The 16879-nt window shown below is 62.7% G+C and carries 14 protein-coding genes, 1 tRNA gene and 1 riboswitch; of the genes, 3 read left to right on the top strand and 12 right to left on the bottom strand.

Annotation, left to right across the window (positions count from 1 at the left end; genetic code table 11):
- Positions 1-340: 340 nt before the first annotated feature.
- Positions 341-703, bottom strand: a complete 363-nt coding sequence (locus ISS99_RS00925; RefSeq protein ID WP_204629687.1) for a hypothetical protein — start codon at positions 701-703, stop codon at positions 341-343.
- Positions 704-916: 213 nt separating this feature from the next.
- The gene (locus tag ISS99_RS00920) at positions 917-1555 is read right to left on the bottom strand and encodes an outer membrane protein (RefSeq protein WP_204629686.1); all 639 of its coding nucleotides are present in this window, start codon (positions 1553-1555) and stop codon (positions 917-919) included.
- 359 nt (positions 1556-1914) lie between these two features.
- On the opposite strand from ISS99_RS00920, the gene ISS99_RS00915 reads away from it, so the two are divergent.
- Both ISS99_RS00915 and ISS99_RS00910 read left to right on the top strand, forming a co-directional pair.
- Positions 1915-3819, top strand: a complete 1905-nt coding sequence (locus tag ISS99_RS00915) for a M61 family metallopeptidase (RefSeq protein WP_204629685.1) — start codon at positions 1915-1917, stop codon at positions 3817-3819.
- A gap of 161 nt (positions 3820-3980) precedes the next feature.
- Positions 3981-4057, top strand: a tRNA-Arg gene (locus ISS99_RS00910).
- Between the two features lie 81 nt (positions 4058-4138).
- On the opposite strand, the gene ISS99_RS00905 is transcribed toward ISS99_RS00910, so the two are convergent.
- From ISS99_RS00905 to ISS99_RS00875, 7 genes are read right to left on the bottom strand one after another with little or no spacing between them, the layout of a single operon-like run.
- Positions 4139-4369 (bottom strand): hypothetical protein, encoded by a 231-nt coding sequence (locus ISS99_RS00905; protein WP_204629684.1) that lies wholly within the window; start codon positions 4367-4369, stop codon positions 4139-4141.
- The gene (locus ISS99_RS00900; protein ID WP_204629683.1) at positions 4366-5070 is read right to left on the bottom strand and encodes an epoxyqueuosine reductase QueH; all 705 of its coding nucleotides are present in this window, start codon (positions 5068-5070) and stop codon (positions 4366-4368) included. Before ISS99_RS00900 ends, ISS99_RS00905 begins: the two co-directional genes overlap by 4 nt.
- Positions 5067-5957 (bottom strand): 3-hydroxyisobutyrate dehydrogenase, encoded by an 891-nt coding sequence (gene mmsB, locus ISS99_RS00895; RefSeq protein WP_204629682.1) that lies wholly within the window; start codon positions 5955-5957, stop codon positions 5067-5069. The genes ISS99_RS00900 and mmsB overlap by 4 nt, the downstream gene beginning before the upstream one ends.
- On the bottom strand, positions 5954-7132 hold the full coding sequence (locus ISS99_RS00890) for an enoyl-CoA hydratase/isomerase family protein (RefSeq protein ID WP_204629681.1): 1179 nt from the start codon (positions 7130-7132) through the stop codon (positions 5954-5956). The genes mmsB and ISS99_RS00890 overlap by 4 nt, the downstream gene beginning before the upstream one ends.
- Positions 7129-7923 (bottom strand): enoyl-CoA hydratase, encoded by a 795-nt coding sequence (locus tag ISS99_RS00885; protein ID WP_204629680.1) that lies wholly within the window; start codon positions 7921-7923, stop codon positions 7129-7131. Before ISS99_RS00885 ends, ISS99_RS00890 begins: the two co-directional genes overlap by 4 nt.
- Entirely contained in the window at positions 7920-9098 is a 1179-nt protein-coding gene (locus ISS99_RS00880; protein WP_204629679.1) for an acyl-CoA dehydrogenase family protein, read from the bottom strand. The genes ISS99_RS00885 and ISS99_RS00880 overlap by 4 nt, the downstream gene beginning before the upstream one ends.
- A gap of 12 nt (positions 9099-9110) precedes the next feature.
- Positions 9111-10634: a CoA-acylating methylmalonate-semialdehyde dehydrogenase gene (locus ISS99_RS00875; RefSeq protein ID WP_204629678.1), complete on the bottom strand. Its 1524-nt coding sequence runs from the start codon at positions 10632-10634 to the stop codon at positions 9111-9113.
- Between the two features lie 130 nt (positions 10635-10764).
- A riboswitch (cobalamin riboswitch) is annotated at positions 10765-10982 on the bottom strand.
- Positions 10983-11225: 243 nt separating this feature from the next.
- On the opposite strand from ISS99_RS00875, the gene ISS99_RS00870 reads away from it, so the two are divergent.
- Positions 11226-11438, top strand: a complete 213-nt coding sequence (locus tag ISS99_RS00870) for a hypothetical protein (RefSeq protein ID WP_204629677.1) — start codon at positions 11226-11228, stop codon at positions 11436-11438.
- A 208-nt stretch (positions 11439-11646) separates the two neighbouring features.
- On the opposite strand, the gene ISS99_RS00865 is transcribed toward ISS99_RS00870, so the two are convergent.
- The 3 genes from ISS99_RS00865 to ISS99_RS00855 form a co-directional block, all read right to left on the bottom strand.
- A complete protein-coding gene (locus ISS99_RS00865; RefSeq protein WP_204629676.1) occupies positions 11647-12117 on the bottom strand; it encodes a hypothetical protein in 471 nt (156 codons plus the stop codon).
- A 57-nt stretch (positions 12118-12174) separates the two neighbouring features.
- On the bottom strand, positions 12175-15708 hold the full coding sequence (locus ISS99_RS00860; protein WP_204629675.1) for a hybrid sensor histidine kinase/response regulator: 3534 nt from the start codon (positions 15706-15708) through the stop codon (positions 12175-12177).
- Positions 15709-15893: 185 nt separating this feature from the next.
- Entirely contained in the window at positions 15894-16808 is a 915-nt protein-coding gene (locus ISS99_RS00855; protein ID WP_204629674.1) for a M14 family metallopeptidase, read from the bottom strand.
- Positions 16809-16879: the final 71 nt, after the last annotated feature.

Genomic DNA, 16879 nt, shown 5'->3' with positions numbered 1-16879 from the left:
TCGTGGCGACAGGACATGAGGGTCTTCTCCTTCCACGGCATGACGCACTCCCAAGAGTCGACATCCCGTGAGACTAGGTGTTACCCATGTCTCCGAACACCTGTTACCCATGTCCCCAGTCCGCACACTGCGCTAACCCAACCTACGCCGGGCGCCGGCAAAGTTGCGGATGCCGCGCCTCGTTGTGAAGTCGAAGGCACTCATCACACGTGCTCGCTTGGTATGCATATCGGCTGATGCCGATACGGGCGTAAGAACGAACCAATCTCGCACATAAAAAAGCCGACGGCAGGGGAGTGCCGTCGGCAGGTTCACACACGCACGGTTTGGAACTACGGGTTTACCAGGCCCGCACGTCGACCACGCTGAGCGAGTAGCTCTGCATGTCGGCTTGATAGTGCAGCAGGCGGCCCAGGTCGAAATCGACCGACTGGCCGGGGCTGATGTTGGTGGTGCCGGCCGGCCAGCCTTCCTTGGAGGAAAGCACGTTGCCCGAACCGTCCTTCGCGTCGAGGCGCACCTGGGCGGCCGCGGCGGAAGTGCAGTTGTTGATCAGCTTGCCCTTCACGCTCAGGCGCGTGGCGATACCGCTGCCAATGGCGCTGACCTTCACGTCCTGGATGGTGAAATCCGTTGCTGCGCAAGCAGCATGGGCGGCAATGGGGGCGACCAACAACAGGGTCGCGGCGATGAGAGATTTCATTGATCTGGTCCTTAGGCCGGGGTTGCCACGCAAAGCGGCTTGAGAGGTGTATCGGCCTGCGGATAGGGAACTTTAGGGCTCTCTGACGGCCTTGGCGGGGAGGCATGTCGCCTCCTGCAGGCTGTCCTGGAAGCAAAAAAATCCCCCGAGTTGCCTCGGGGGATCGGGTGTTGCAGCTGCCGTGCCGAAGCGGGGCAGCATGGGACCTGCTTATCAGAAGCGGTATTCCACCGAGGCGGAGTACGCCGCGATGTTCATGCGGCCGTGCGAGACGCCGATGTTCTGGAGGCTGGTGCCGTTGCCGGCCTGCAGGCGGTAGTTGTCGTAGTTCAGCGCCAGGCTGAAGTCCTTGGTGATGTCGTAGCCGACGCCGAGACCGGCGTACAGGCCGTTGTTCCAGGTCTTGTAGTTGGCGCTGTTCGGGCCCGACACCCAGTCGAACTTGGTCTGCGAGCGCATGTAGCCGGCGTGGGCGGTGACGAACCAGTTTTCGTAGACGTTGTACTTGCCGTTCACGCCGACGGTGGCGGCGCGCGGCTTCACGGACGTCGAGGCGATGCCGTTGTCAGCCTTGGGGCGGCCCAGGTACACGTAACCGATTTCCGGACCGATGATGCCGTTCCAGCGCCAGCCGAAGCGAACGTTCTGGAACACGCTGTTCTTGTGGGTCAGGTCGTCGTTGCGGGCATCGGTCTTGCCGAGGTTGCCGGCGACGAAGAAGTTGTCCTGCCAGTTCGGGTTGACGTTGGCGCCATAGGTGGGGGTGTTGGCGTCATCGGCATGAGCGGCTTGGCTCAGCACGGGGGACAGGGCAAGGGCGGCCACAGCGGCCGAGAGGGCGAGCTTATTCATGGAAGACTCCATTTCTTTCTTATTGGCCGACACGGGCTGGGGAAGGCACCGTGCGGATCGCGCGGGGTTACGCGATGTAACGACATTGTAACATTCTGCCTTAACCCTTTCTTTCCGCAAACTTCTGCGTGGGAGCTCCTGTTCAGCTTTAAGCCTCGCAGGCAACATCTCGATTTGTTACGAAAAGCGGGAACGCGTCTAAGTGGGGGCTGGATGCAAAGACTCAAGTCGCGGCTTTGGATCACGAAGTCTGTGACCTCTGGCAGGGGAGGCTCGCGCCGGGAGATGGATAGCATCGGGTGCTTATGCCGCGTTCACGTTTGTGACAGCGGCCGCTTGTCGCACCAGGAGACTCCGCTTTGAAATATCACCCGCTTGCCGCCGCCATCCTCGCCTCCGCGCTGGGATGCACCGCTTTCGCCGTCCAGGCTGACGACGTACCTGCTCCGCAGAACGTGCCCTACAGCGCAGGGACGCTGAAGATCGACGTCGATGCCACCGACATCGCCCATCGCGTGTTCCGCGTGCACGAAGTGATACCGGCTGCTGCAGGCCCGCTGACCTTGCTCTACCCGCAGTGGATTCCCGGCAATCATTCGCCCACCGGCCCGATCGACAAATTCGCCGGCCTGGTGGTGAAAGCCAATGGCCAGGTGCTGCCGTGGACGCGCGACGAATACAACGTCTACGCCTTCCACGTGAACGTGCCGCAGGGTGCGAGCGCGGTCGAGGTGGAGTTCCAGTATCTGTCGCCGCAGGACACCCGCCAGGGCCGCGTGGTGATGACGCCGGAAATGCTCAATCTGCAGTGGAACACCGTGTCGGTCTATCCGGCCGGCTATTACGCGCGCCAGATTCAGACCGACCCCAGCGTGAAGCTGCCGGCCGGCTGGCAGTTCGGGTCGGCGCTGGAAGTGGCGTCGCAGGACGGCCAGACCACGCACTTCAAGTCGATCAACTACGACGACCTGGTGGACTCGCCGATCTACGCCGGCAAATACTTCAAGCGCATCGATCTGGATCCGGGCGCCAGCACGCCGGTGCATGCGGACATCGTCGCCGATGATCCGAAGTACCTGGAGATCACGCCGGAGCAACTGAAGATCCACCAGAACATCGTGCAGCAGATGTACAAACTGTACGGCGCGCACCACTACAACCACTACGACTTCCTGTTCTCGCTCAGCGACAAGATGAGCGGCAACGGTCTGGAGCATCACCGTTCCAGCGAAGACGGCACACCCACCGGCTACTTCACCGAATGGAACAAGAGCTGGGTGATGCGCGACCTGCTCACGCACGAATTCAACCATTCGTGGGACGGCAAGTACCGCCGCGGCGCCGACTTGGCCACGCCGAACTTCAACGTGACCATGGGCGATTCGCTCTTGTGGGTGTACGAAGGCCAGACCCAGTTCTGGGGGCAGGTGATTGCCGCGCGTTCCGGTTTGTGGAGCAGCGACCAGTACAAGGAAATGATCGCCGCCGTTGCTTCCGTGTACGACAAGGGCCGCCCGGGCCTGGCGACCTGGCGCAACGTGCAGGACACCACCAACGACCCGACCATCGCACTGCGCCGCCCGTTGCCGTATCGCAATTACCAGGGTAGCGAGGATTACTACTCCGCCGGCGAAATGATCTGGCTGGACGTGGACGGCAAGCTGCGTGACCTCACCGGCAACAAGAAGACCATCGACGATTTCGGCAAGGCCTTCTTCGGCGTGAATCCCGGTGCGTGGGACGTGGATACCTACACCTTCGAAGACGTGGTCAAGACGCTCAACGGCATCGCGCCCTTCGATTGGGCCAGCTACCTGCGCGCGCGCCTGGACGGCCACGGCGGCCTGATCGGCGGCCTGGAAGCGCACGGCTGGAAGCTGGTCTACAACGACAAGCCGTCCGATGCGATCAAGGCGATCGAAGCCTTCCGCCACACCGCCGACCTGACCTACTCGCTGGGCGTGTCGATCGGCAAGGACGGCTCGATCAACGACGTGCTGTGGGACGGCCCTGCCTTCAACGCAGGCCTTTCGCCCGGCATGAGCATCGTGGCAGTCAACGGCAAGAGCTACGACCCCGATGCGGTCAAGGATGCCGTCACCGCTTCGGCCAAGGACAGCAGCCAGCCGATCGAGCTGCTGGTGAAGAACTTCGACGAGTACAAGACTATTCGCATCGACTACCACGGTGGCCTGAAGTATCCGCACCTCGAGCGCGACACCAGCAAGCCTGATACGCTTAGCCAGTTGATCAAGGCTCGCTAAGGCTTCTCCTCCCTTCCCGAACAGGGGCGGGGAGGGAAGGCGGGGAGGCGCGTTTTCCATGAGACCCCAACATCCATGGGCGCGCCTCCCCAACTCCGCTATACTTGCCCTCCGCCGCTGGCCGCATCCTCCGGATGCCCCATGCCAGCGCGCATCTCTACGCGCCCGTAGCTCAGCCGGATAGAGTAGTGGCTTCCGAAGCCATTGGTCGGGGGTTCGAATCCCTCCGGGCGCGCCAATTTTTGATGGGTTTCAGGCTGCTGCGCGGCCCCGCGTCGCTTGTCCATCCGGGGCAATGTCCATGGAAGACTTGCGCTAACTACAGCGCTTTCATCACGTTGCCGGATACGAGATAGCCGGGGTACTTTCGCTTGACGAGTATGGTGGCCTCGCGTCGATTACTGGCTCTGACCGCTTCGGTAAATTTTCCCGAGTGCTGGCGCGCCAAATCGCTGGCCGGATAATCCGTGGGCACGGATGAACCGGCATCTCTGACATTTTCATTGATTTCCCGAGCAATCACCTCGACGAGATACAAGGCCTTGCTCATGAGCATGTCTCGATGTGCGGCGGTTTATCGGCCGGTTCGCGCATGCATTGATCATCGTCACCATAAAATTTCACGCCGAGTCTGATCCGCTCGCGCCCTTGGTCGCGTCGATGGCGATTGGAATCGCGCAATGAATACACGCAGCCGCAATATTCCTGCTGGTAGAAGCGTTCGCGCTTGCTGATCTCGATCATGCGCTGGCTGCCGCCGCCTTTGCGCCAGTTGTAATCCCAGTACACCAGGCCGTCGTAGGGTGTGGCGGCGCGATGGCCGCAATCGTTGATCTGCGCCACGTCTTTCCAACGCGAAATGCCCAATGAGCTGGTGATGATGGGAAAGCCGTGTTCGTGCGCATACAGGGCCGTGCGCTCGAAGCGCATGTCGAAGCACGCGGTGCAGCGGATGCCGCGCTCGGGTTCGTTTTCCATGCCTTTGGCTCGGGCGAACCAGTTGTCGGTGTCGTAGTCGGCATCGATGAAGGGCACGCCGTGCTTCTCGGCGAAGCGGATGTTTTCATCCTTGCGCAGCAGATACTCTTTCAATGGGTGGATGTTCGGGTTGTAGAAGAAGATGGCGTAGTCGATGCCCGATTCCACGAACGCTTCCATCAGCTCGCCGGAGCATGGCGCGCAGCAGGAGTGCAGAAGCAGCTTTTGCGCGCCACCTGGAAGCGTGAGTTTTTCCCGCACAGAACTGCTCACGAATCGGGCGCCAGCAGTTTCACGACACTGGAAAAGTCGAGCCCGCCGCGGCCGGCCTTGCTGTTCAGTGCATATAGATTGCGCGCGAGCTCGCCCAGCGGCACGGATGCGCCCACGCTCACCGCCGCTTCGGCGGCAAGCCCAAGATCCTTGAGCATCAGGTCGTTGCCGAAGCCGCCGGAATAGCCACGCGATGCCGGTGCGTTGTCGAGCACGCCGGGCCAGGGGTTGCAGACTTCGGTAGCCCAGCTGCGGCCGGTGCTCACTGCCATCATCTGCGACAACACTTTTGCATCCAGGCCATGCGCCGCGCCGAGCGCCAGCGCTTCACCGGTTACCGCCATGATCACGCCCAGCGCCATGTTGTTGCACAGCTTGGCTACCTGTCCGGCGCCGCTGTCGCCGACGTGAAAGATGTTCTTGCCCATCGCCGAGAAAACCGGCCTGGCGCGTTCCAGCGTTTCCGCCTGGCCGCCAACGATAAAAGTCAGCGTGCCAGCCGCTGCGCCAGCGGTGCCGCCCGATACCGGCGCATCGAGCATCGCCAGTCCACGCTCAGTAGCGGCCTTGGCGACTTTCTGCGCCGATGCCGGCGCGATGGTGCTGCAATCGATCACCAGTACGCCAGCCGGAATGTGTGAAAGCAGGCCGTCGTTGCCGAGATACAAACCTTCGACGTGCCGGCTGGCCGGCAGCATGGAGATAACGATCTCCGCGCCTGCCACTGCATCGATGGCGTTGACGGCGGCGACCGCGCCTCGTGCCGCGGCCTGCTCAACCGATGCCGCAACCAGATCAAATACACGCAGCTGATGGCCGGCCTTCAGCAGGTTGGTGGCCATCGGTCCGCCCATGTGGCCAAGTCCGATAAATGCAATGCGACTCATGCGTTAGTTGCCTCGTGTCTTGCGCCGAGATTGGCCAAGGGGTGATCGCCTTCGTGCCACGGCGCCTGAAAGAACGTCTCAGACCAGGCAGAGGTTGCCTCGGCCAGCGTTTTGGGTTGCCAATGCGGTTGCCGGTCTTTGTCGATGAGCAATGCTCGGATACCTTCGGCGAAATCGCCACGCGCAGCACAGTGCAGCGAAACGATGTATTCCAGCCGGAACACGTCTGCCAAAGACAGTTCGGGCGCGCGGCGCTGCAACTCGAAGGCGATGCGCGCCGAACTCGGCGCGCCGGTAGCAAACGTCTCGCGTGCAGCGCTTACCCATGGATCATCGACGCTGGTGGCGCGGATCGCCCCTGCAATGACTTCGAGCGCTTCGTGCGCGCAGATCTGTTCGATCAACGCCTGGTGCTTTTGCAAGGGACCGGGAGCTGGCTGTGATGCATGCTCTTGCAACAGTGAGGTAAGCACGTTGGCATTGTCGGACGTTGTGCCCTTCCAATTTGCGCGTGTCAGTGCATCGAAAACCTGCTGGCGCCGCTGATCTTCGATGCACACGTCGGCCATGCCGGCATAGATGGCGTCGCCAGCATTGAGGGGAGCGCCCGTCAACGCGAGGAACAGGCCACCCCGCGCCGGCACGCGATGTAAAAGCCACGTGCCTCCCACATCGGGATAAAGGCCAACGGTGATTTCCGGGAACGCCAACTTGGAGCGCTCGGTCACCACCCGGTGGCTGGCACCAGACATCAATCCGATGCCTCCGCCCATTACGATGCCGTGTCCCCAGCACAGAAGTGGCTTGGGATAGGTGTGAATGCGGTAATCGAGCCGATATTCCACGGCGAAGAAGTTGCTGGCGTAGGCATTGTCGCGGATATCGCGATGGCCCGCGGCTCGATACTCGGTCATCGAGCGATGCAGGCCGTGCAAGTCGCCGCCGGCACAGAAGGCTTTCTCGCCTGCGCCTTGCAACACGACGAGTGCGATGCCGTCATCCTTTGCCCAGGCATGCAGCCGTCCATCCAGCAGCCGAGCCATGTCCAGTGACAGGCCATTGAGCGTCTTGGGTGCATGAAGCGTGGCGATGCCGATGCGCTTGCCGTTGGCAGTGACGCGCTCTTCAAAAAGAACCGGTGCTTCGTCTTGCGATGATGCGCTGGCGGTGTTCATGCGTTCTTCCACTGCGGCGTGCGCTTTTCGAGGAAAGCGTTGACACCTTCGCGTTGATCGGCGGTGTCGAACAGATCGACGAAGGCTTCACGCTCCTGCACCAGTGCGGTCGCAAGCGTTTGCGACCGCGTCGCTTGCACCAGCTTTTTGCACGCTGCAAGGCTGACCGGGCTCTGCTTGCCGGCCTGGTGTGCCCAGGCGAGCGCCTTGGCCCTGCCTTCGCCTTTGGGAACGACTTCTTCTACCAGGCCAATGCGCTGTGCGGTGGCGGCGTCTATGCGCTCGCCGAGCAGGATCATGCGCTTGGCCCAGCCTTCGCCAACCAGTCGCGCGAGGTTCTGCGTGCCACCGGCGCAGGGCAGCAAGCCCACGGTGGCTTCCGGCAATGCCATTTGCGCGTGGTCTTCGGCAATGCGCAGATCGCAGGCCAGGGCGCATTCCAAACCGCCGCCCATTGCATAGCCGTTGATGGCCGCGATACTGACGCCACGAAACGACGACAGCGTTTCGAACGCTTCGCCGAAGCGTCGTGCTGCTTCGCGGGCAAGCGCCTTGTCGCCGTCGGCGAACTGCTTGAGATCCGCGCCCGCGGAGAAAAATTTCTCGCCGTCGCCGGTGATTACCAGAGCATAGATGGCACGGTCCGCTTCCAGATCGCGCACCAGGTCGCGCAGGGCCGAAAGGCTCTCGCGTGTCCAGGTATGGGCGGGCGGATGGGTTAGGGTGACGATCGCTACGTGGCCGTCGATCGCCAGTTGCAGTCCGGTGTAGTGCTTGCCCGCGTGGCTCATCGTAATTCCTCTTCGGTGTTGAGAAGGTGGCGCGCGACGATCACGCGCATGATCTCGTTGGTGCCTTCCAGAATCTGGTGGACGCGGCAATCGCGCAGCAGGCGTTCGATCGGGTACTCGCGGATATAGCCGTACCCGCCGTGGATCTGCAGCGCGTCGTTGCAGATCGCAAAGCCGGCATCGGTGGCAAAACGCTTGGCCATGGCGCACCAGATGGTGGCATCGTGGCTGCCGGCATCGAGCTTGCGTGCGGCGGTGTGCACCATCTGCCGTGCGGCGACCAGTTCAGTCGCCATGTCGGCGAGCTTGAACTGCAGCGCCTGGAAATCGGCCAGCTTTTTGCCGAACTGCCGCCGTTCGCCCATGTAGCGGCGCGCTGCATCCAGTGCTCCCTGCGCGGCACCTAGCGAACACGCCGCGATATTTAACCGGCCGCCGTCCAGGCCCTTCATGGCGATCTTGAAGCCATCGCCCTCGCTACCTAGCCGGTGATGCGCCGGAATACGCACGCCGTCAAACGTGACGCCACGCGTGGGTTGACTGTGCCAACCCATTTTCTCTTCGTTGCGCCCGTAGCCGATGCCCTGTGAATGGGCGGGCACGGCAAAGGCCGAAATGCCGCGCGCGCCTTCCTCGCCGGTGCGTGCCATCACCACCAGCACGTCGGTGGCGCCCGCGCCGGAAATAAAGGCCTTGCTTCCATACAGCACGTATTCGTCGCCGTCCTTTTCGGCGCGAGTACGCAAGGACGCCGCATCGGACCCGGCGCCCGGCTCGGTCAGGCAATAGGACGCAAGGCGCGTGGCGCTGGCAAGCGCCGGCCCCCAGGCGTCGCGCACCGCCGTCGTGGCGAAGCTGGTCAGCATCCACGTCGCCATGTTGTGGATGCTGATGAAGGCCGCGGTGGAAGGGTCCACGACAGCGAGTTCTTCTAACACGATTGCCGCATCGAGCCGGGTCAGGCCGGAACCGCCAGCCTGTTCATCGGTATAGAGGCCGCAGAAGCCCAATTCGCCGGCCTTGCGAATGGCTTCGCGCGGAAATTCGCTTTGCGCATCCCACTGCGCGGCGAATGGCGCGAGCTCCGCCTGGGCGAAGTCGCGCGCCGCTTCACGGAACGCTTGCTGTTCGTCCGTCAGATCCGGAGGGGCCACCGGCATGGTTTTGGTATCCATGGCGGTGCCCCGTCACTTCAGGTGAATCGTGGTGTTGACGCCCACGTGCAGAGTCTGGTCGTCAAACCAGCGTTGGGTCACCGTCTTGGTTTGCGTATAGAAGCTGATGACCTGCTTGCCATAAGGGCCCAGGTCGCCAAGCTTGGACGCGCGCGAGCCTGTAAATGAAAACAGCGGTACCGGCACGGGAATCGGCACGTTGATACCGACCTGCCCCACGTCGATATCTTCCTGGAAGCGCCGCGCTGCCGCGCCGCTCTGCGTGAAGATGGCAGTGCCGTTGCCGTTCGGGTTGGCGTTGATCAGCTCGATCGCCTCATCCAACGAATGGGCGGAGAGGATCACCAATACCGGGCCGAAGATTTCCTCATCATAGATGCACATGCCTGGCTTGACGTTCGAGAAGATCGTCGGGCCGACGAAGTTGCCTTTTTCATAACCCGGCACGTTTGGTGCGCGGCCGTCCAGTTCCAGCTTTGCGCCTTGCGCAACGCCGGTTTCGATCAATTGTTCAACGCGTTCGCGCGCTGCACAGGAAATCAACGGGCCAACATCGGTGCCCGGCTCCTTGCCTGCGTTGATCTTGAGCGTACGCGCCTTGGCGACCAGCTCCGGTATCCACGACTGCGCTTCGCCCACCAGTACCGCGGTCGAAGCGGCCATGCAGCGTTGGCCGGCGGCGCCGAACGCGGCGCCTGCCAGTGCGTTGAGCGTCTGTTCCTTATTGGCATCCGGCAGCACGACGACGTGGTTCTTCGCGCCCATCATGCACTGCACGCGTTTGCAGGATTGCGATGCGCGGTGATATACGTGCGTGCCAACGCGGGTGGAGCCCACGAAAGACACCGCTTTGATATCGGCGTGATCGCAGATGGCGTTGACCACCTCTTCGCCACCGTGCACCACATTGAGCACACCCTTGGGAATGCCTGCTTCCAGTGCGAGTTCCACCAGGCGCATGGTGACCATCGGGTCCTGTTCCGAAGGCTTGAGCACGAAAGTGTTGCCGGTGGCGATCGCCATTGGGAACATCCACAGCGGAATCATCGCCGGGAAATTGAAAGGCGTAATGCCTGCGCAAACACCAAGCGGCTGCAGCAACGTGTACGTATCCACGCCGGTGGCCACGTTGTTGCCGAGTTCACCCAGTTGCAAGTTGCCGATGGCGGCGGCGTGTTCGACCACTTCCAACCCGCGGAATACGTCGCCTTCCGCGTCGGGCAGGGTCTTGCCTTGCTCCGCGGTGAGCAACGCGGCCAGCTCGCCCAGATTTTCGCGAATCAACTGTTGGTACTTCAGGAAGATGCGTGCGCGCGTACCGATCGGTGTCTTGCGCCAACTCTTGAAGGCGTGTTTGGCGGCGGATACCGCCGCATCGACTTCGTCCTTCGTCGCGAAGGGAACGCGCGCAAGTACCGCTTGCGTAGCCGGATTGACGACATCGTGCCATTGGCTGGTCTTGGACTCGACGAAAGCGCCGTCGATCAGCAGTTTGACTGTCGCGACGTCGGTCGCGATGTTGCTCAGCTTATTCATTTGTGTTGTCTCCGTATCGCTCACCCGCGAGATGGGTGGTACGGAGCACAGACAAGGAGACGCAAGACGGCAGGCAGCCAGATCCTGAATCAGCTCGCCTGGTTGCCCTCCGCAACACTCGGGAACGACGCTCCACGCGTCGACACAGGCCGGTCTCCGGGCTCACGAGCGAAGCCTTCGCTTCACCCCGGCACCTTCCCGCGCCATGCGCAGTGGTTTCATGCCGGGTTTTCTCGCCTACCGTTGCGGGGGCAGCGTCGGCATGAGGTGATGACACCCGTACCGACTTCCCGTTTCACCCTGCACACCTTGAAGGGGCGACAGGACACCTGTGATCCGTCGAGTGTAACCAGGAGATCGTTTCCGGCAAGTTGCAGCGCGGAATAAATGCTCTCGACGGCAAATTTAAGTTAGAAGAAACAAAGGTTTGTGGTGTCTCGTGGAGCGGTGCAAGATGGACAGCTTGGAAAGTTGGCGGCGCACGATCGATTCCCGCTCAGATGGTTGCTCGTGGTGAGGTGCCAGGGGCGGCGAAGAGCGGCCGCCACATCTGTCCAATGCTCAGTGACGCGACACATTAGGAGTTGGCAAATGTCGGCTAATGGCATACGTCTCATTGCCAGTGAGTACCACATCTTGTGGGAAGCCTTGAAACATTATGAAGAGCGACTAGAAAAGCTTTCATCCACGTCGGCAGATGAAGATCAGCAATTGAAGTATGACGAAAAACTTCAAGACATCGACGGGCTGCTCGAGGTCATAAAAATTGCAGCGGAAAATGATTACGAGTTGATGCTCGTTTAAGCCTTCGGCACGTGGACCAAAGTGTCCGGTATCCGGAAATCGAGAAAGATGCCGGAGACTTGCAGCTAAGCACCTGTGAAAACCTGCCTAAGCCCGTGTCGGACTGCAAATTCATTGATGAATTGAGGCAATGCCAGGGGCGCTAATATCCGATGTCTTCGGGTTGCTCCATTTTGGATGCGGGCGCGAACCAACCGAAGCCGGTCAACTAGCGTCGATCATTCCGGCACGTGGCGATCTTTTCGGGATACCTTTTGCTGCACCAGTCGACCCATTGGTTGCGGTCGTCTTTGCGCTGCGCCTCCGTTGCGCCGTTGTAGACAAACTCGAAACTTACCCCAGTGATCTGATTCAGCAGTGCGGACAGCGCGTCGTGCACGACCTTTGGCCCGTAGTGCCGCAAGCCTTCGAACAAGTCTTGGGCGTGATTGGCCAATGCCATCTCCGCGATGGGTAGTGGCCGTTCGTCGCCAAGATGGCCAATCAAATAGGGAGCCGCGTCAGGCCCCAGCGATTCCAGCGCAACAAAGGCGTTTGCCTCCGTTTTTGCGTGAGTCGTTTCGTCAACCAGTGCGTTGACCTTGTGAGCCATGGGGTCCATGGGTGTCGGTGCCGTTGCGCATCCAGTCAATGCGATCGCAAGAAAAAGCAGAGTCGGTGTGCCGATCGTTCCAGTCATTTCCTGTTCCCTTTCCCTTTTCGTGGAGGAAGCCGTTTTTGAAGCGCGCCGCGCGACTCACGCCATCGTCATGGGTTTGCGCACCAACACCGCCGCCAACGCCTCGGCCAGTTGCCGACCGTGCAACGGTTTGCGCAGAAAGCCATCCATACCGGCAGCGCGGGCGCGGGTTTCTTCGTCGCTGCCGGCGCGTGCGGTAATCGCTATCAGCGGCAATGTTTCATTGCCTTCGCGCAAACGCACCAGCCTGGCCCATTGCAGGCCGTCCAGGCCGGGCAGGTCAAGATCGACCAGCGCGGCATCGAAGTTTGAGCGGTCCAGCGATTCCAGCGCGCGCAGTGCGTTGGGTACGTGCTCGACGGTGTGTCCTTGCACTTCCAGCAAGCCGGCGATGACTGCGGCTACCGTGGGGTCGTCTTCCAGCAGCAACAGGTGCCAGCGCGGGCCTTGCTCGCTGGCGGCGGTCGGCGGTGGTTCGACAGCTGCCGTGACGGCATGCAACGGCAGCACGACGTGGAAGGTGCTGCCTGCGCCGGGTGTCGATTCGAGTGTGATGGAGCCTCCCATCAAGGTCGCCAGTTCGCGGCAGATGGCCAGGCCCAGGCCGCTGCCCGAACCGCGTTGCGGGCTGTCCAGTTGCTGATAGCGTTGGAACAGTTTGGCCTGGTCATCCGGCGCAATGCCCGGGCCGGTATCGCTGACGGTAAAGCGCAGTTCGCCGTCGGTGCCGGCCAGCGCCAGCCACACTTCGCCGTGTTCGGTGAACTTCACCGCGTTGCCGCTGAGATTGAGCAGGATCTGCCGGACGCGCACGGCATCGCCAAGCACTTGCGCCGGCACGCTGTCGGCAATGTCCACGCGCAACGCGAGTTTTTTGGCCACGGCCTTGGCGCGCTGCAATTCGCCGACGTCCTGTACCAATGCGCGCGGATCGAACGGAGTGGGCGCCAGTTGCAGGCGACCGGCTTCGATGCGGGCCAGGTCGAGTGCGTCGTTCACCAGGGTGAGCAGCACTTCGCCGGAATTGCGAATGGCCTGCGTGTAGCGTCGCTCGGTGTCGCCGAGCGGACGGCTGAGCAGCAGTTCGGCCATGCCCAGCACGCCGGTCATCGGTGTGCGGATCTCGTGGCCGAGCTGGGCGAGAAACTCGGTCTTGGCCTGGCTGGCGGCGCTGGCCAGGTGGTGTTCCTGGGTGATCAGTTCCAGTCGATGACGTTGCAGCTGACGTCGGCGCATGGCGTGCAGCAGCGCGACGAACAACGCGGTCAGCAATAGCGCATAGGCAAGCCAGGCCCACCAGCGTAGCCATGGCGGGTAATCCACGTGGACGTGCAACGGCCTGGCCAGATCGCCCCATACACCGTCTGGACCGGCGGCTTGCACGTGCAAAGTGAAATCGCCGCCGGGCAATTGCGTGAACGTGCGATCGCCGCGATGGCCGCTGTCGACCCAGCCGCTATCGAGGCCGTCCAGGCGGAAACGATAGATGTTTTGCTCCGGCGCCATGAAGGACAAGGCGCGCGCGACGATGGTGAGGTCGCGGTCGTTCCAGGCCAGTGCCACGCGATCGTCGGCAGGCGACAGTTCGTGCACGCCGCGGTCGTTGCGCACGCTCAAGGCACTCAGCAGCACTTCCGGTCGGCGCTGGTGCGATTGGATGGCCTCCGGCCTAAAGCCGACGATGCCGTTCTTGGAGGGCGCGAAAAGCCAGCCGTTCGGCAAACGTGCGATGGCGTTGCTGCCGAAGTAGGTGTCCACCAAACCGTTTTCCAGGCCGAAGCCGCGCACGCTGCCGTTGGCCGGGTCGTAAAGCCACAAGCCGTTGCGGGTGAACAGCCACGCGCGACCCGCGCCATCCACGCGCAGGCTCATCACGCTATTGATCGTGCGCGGATCGGTCAGTTGATAGTGCGCCACGCGCGTCGCGTGATCGTTCTGCCAGCGGTACACGGACAAGCTGTCGGCTTCGGCCACCCACAGGTCGTCGCCGCGAAAATCGATCGCGCGCACGAAGTGCGGTTCCACCCCGGGCACTAGGCGTATCGGTTGTCCCGGCGCCCAGCGCGCCATGCCCTGGTCGGTGCCCAGCCACAAGGCATGGTCGTGCCAGCGCATGTCGTTGATGGAAGCGTCGGCCAGCTGCGCGTTGGCGAAGGGCAGCAAGGTGCATTGCGTGCTGTCGGCGGGCACGGCGCATACGCCGCTGGAAATCAGCTCCATGTACGCCGTGCCGTTCTCGTCGAACTCCACGTTGTACGTGCCGGCCGGCACGGTGATGGGTTCGAGCTTGCCTTGGTCGTAGCGGTAACTGCCTTCGGCCAGATCGATCCACAAGCGTCCGCGCGCGTCCATCGCCATGCCGTAGATTTCGTGGTGCGTACCGGGCAGGCGGATGACGGCGGGAGTGACGGTTTGCGTCGCGGGATCCAGTTCGTCGATCAGGCCGTCTTCCTGGCCGCCCACCCAGAGTTTGCCGTCCGGTGCGGCGGTTACCGCGAAAAAGGCGCCGGGGCTGAGGCTGGACGGATCGTCCGGACGATGGCTGCTGCGGGTGAAGTCGTTCCAGTCGGGCGACAGATACGCCAGGCCGTTGTCGGTGCCCAGCCACAATCCGCCTTCGCGATCGCGCACCATGCGCAGCACCACTTCGCCGGGTAGCGCGTGAGGCAGCAGCGGGGCGCTGGCAAAGCGGTAGACGCGTCCGTCGCGATCACGCAGCACCAGACCGTTGGGGGTGCCGAGCCAAACGCGTCCGGTATCGTCCAGAGCGATGGACATGACCGGTCCCGGCGACATACCCAAGGGAATGCGGCGGGCGACACCGTCGCGACCCAGGCGGAACAGGCCGCGCACACCGCCGACCAGCAGGCTGTCGCCGTCGCGGACGAGGCTGAATACCTCCAGCGGGTTCACGGATTTGCCGTCTTCGGTTTCGAACGGGACGTGGCGCAGTTGGCCGTCGCGCTCGCGCAGGTCCACCCCGGCTGCGGTGGCGATCCACAGGCGGCCATCCGGTTCGGCCAGCAAGGCGTGCACTTTGTCGCTGGCCAGGCTGCCGGGGTTGGCCGGATCGTGGCGCAGGTGCACGAAATGCTTGCCGTCCAGCACGTGGTCCAGGCCGTGGTCGAAGAAGGCCACCCACAGGCTGCCATCGCGATCCTGGGCCAATGCTTCCACGTGATCGTCGCCCAGGCTGTCCGGCGATTTGTCGTCGTGATGCCAGTGCACGAAGCCGTTATTCGCGGCGTCGTAGCGTGCCAGTCCGTCTTCGCCGCCGGCCCACAGGCGTCCTTGCGTATCCACCAGCAGGGCACGCACCCGGTCGGTGGGGGCGGAATAGGCGTTGCCGACGGTCTTGAACTCCATCCCGTCGTAGCGTGTAAGGGTGGAGCCGCTGGCCACCCACACATAGCCTTCGTGGTCCTGCACCAGTGCGCTGATGGTCGGATCGGGCAGCCCGTCCGCCGTGCCGAAACGGCGAAATTGCGGGGTGGGCGCGGGAAGCGCCGCCGGTGCCGGTGTCGCCACGCTGCCGGCGGAGGCAGGGCTGCCGCCGAGCAGCAACGCCGCAAGCACGATGGCGGTCAGCATGGGCGTTGCGATGGCCGCGTGACCTGGCGCGGCATGGGGGCGGTGGCAGTCACGGTCACTTCACTCGGTCCTGTCCGTTGGGCCTGACGATGATGCCGTGCGCGGCGGCGGTTTGGCACGGTGCCGATCACGGTACCCGAATGGACGTCCAAAAGGGTTAGATCGGGCGCGGCCGCCGACGTGGTTTATCGCAGCGCGAATTCGATCGCCGCCCGCACCGCCGCCGCCTGGGCGTCGTTGCACTGGTCCGGCGTTGCGCGCGGGCTGTCGGGATAGACCTCGGTGGTGGTCTTGTAGCGTGCCTGGGTGATGCCTGCGCACAGGCCCAGTTCCCTGAGCGGATAGTTGATCACACCGCGGGCGACGACTGGCGAGCCGATGATTTCGCCCTTGTCGTCGGCCGGCGCGATGTGCGTGACCTTTTCCACTTCGGCAATCACCGCCTGCTGGAACGCCGGCTGCGGATGCTCGCTGTCGTCCACCAGATAGAAGCCGTCGGGGATTTCGCCCGGTGCATGGTCCACGCCGTCGCGGGCGGCCAGTGCCGGCCGAAACTCGGTTTCGTCGGTATCGGTGGTTTCGTGCAGGTCGATGTGCACCAGCACGCGGTCGCGCAGCGGCGCCACCAGATTCATGAGCGCAGCCGCTTCGGGCGCGGGGCTGTTTTCGCGGAAGGAGCGGTTCGGATCGATGGCGAGCGCGTTCCAGCGATGGATTCGTTCGTAGGCCCAGGGGCTGACGCAGGGCACGACCAGCAGGTTGATCCGGCCGGCATAGGCTTCCGCATCCTCGTCGACAAACTGCAGGGCGCCGTGCACGCCGCTGGTCTCATACCCGTGCACGCCGCCGGTCACCAGCACCCAGGGTAGATCGTCCCGCCAGTGGCGGTTCTTGATCGCAAACAGCGGGTAGGTATCGGGCGCATAGTCCAGGCGGCCGTATTGATCCACGTCAAAGCGCGAGCGCAGGGTGTCGATCACGCTCAGCACATCCTTTTCGTAGCTGCGCTGGCGGGTCTGCTGCTCCAGCCAGGCTGCTTTTTCGGCATCGCCCCAGGGGCGGCCGGGGGTGCCGATCGGATAGTGCGCGGGAGTCGCCATGAGCTTGCTCGCATGCGGGGGAAGGCGAACTTTAGCACCGGGCAGGGCGGGCCTAGGCCTGATGTCGATTT

Origin of the sequence: Dyella mobilis, assembly GCF_016904945.1 — a bacterium.
Taxonomy (GTDB): Bacteria; Pseudomonadota; Gammaproteobacteria; order Xanthomonadales; family Rhodanobacteraceae; genus Dyella_B; species Dyella_B mobilis.
The sequence above is the reverse complement of the archived record's forward strand: the minus strand, read 5'-3'. Positions and strand labels throughout refer to the sequence as shown.

Coding starts and splice junctions, on each gene's coding strand:
- ISS99_RS00860 (WP_204629675.1), bottom strand. CDS start 15,708: ATGCTGACCGCCATCGTGCTTGCGGCGTTGCTGCTCGGCGGCAGCCCT.
- ISS99_RS00905 (WP_204629684.1), bottom strand. CDS start 4,369: ATGAGCAAGGCCTTGTATCTCGTCGAGGTGATTGCTCGGGAAATCAAT.
- ISS99_RS00920 (WP_204629686.1), bottom strand. CDS start 1,555: ATGAATAAGCTCGCCCTCTCGGCCGCTGTGGCCGCCCTTGCCCTGTCC.
- ISS99_RS00855 (WP_204629674.1), bottom strand. CDS start 16,808: ATGGCGACTCCCGCGCACTATCCGATCGGCACCCCCGGCCGCCCCTGG.
- ISS99_RS00875 (WP_204629678.1), bottom strand. CDS start 10,634: ATGAATAAGCTGAGCAACATCGCGACCGACGTCGCGACAGTCAAACTG.
- ISS99_RS00885 (WP_204629680.1), bottom strand. CDS start 7,923: ATGAGCCACGCGGGCAAGCACTACACCGGACTGCAACTGGCGATCGAC.
- ISS99_RS00870 (WP_204629677.1), top strand. CDS start 11,226: ATGTCGGCTAATGGCATACGTCTCATTGCCAGTGAGTACCACATCTTG.
- ISS99_RS00880 (WP_204629679.1), bottom strand. CDS start 9,098: ATGGATACCAAAACCATGCCGGTGGCCCCTCCGGATCTGACGGACGAA.
- mmsB (WP_204629682.1), bottom strand. CDS start 5,957: ATGAGTCGCATTGCATTTATCGGACTTGGCCACATGGGCGGACCGATG.
- ISS99_RS00890 (WP_204629681.1), bottom strand. CDS start 7,132: ATGAACACCGCCAGCGCATCATCGCAAGACGAAGCACCGGTTCTTTTT.
- ISS99_RS00865 (WP_204629676.1), bottom strand. CDS start 12,117: ATGACTGGAACGATCGGCACACCGACTCTGCTTTTTCTTGCGATCGCA.
- ISS99_RS00925 (WP_204629687.1), bottom strand. CDS start 703: ATGAAATCTCTCATCGCCGCGACCCTGTTGTTGGTCGCCCCCATTGCC.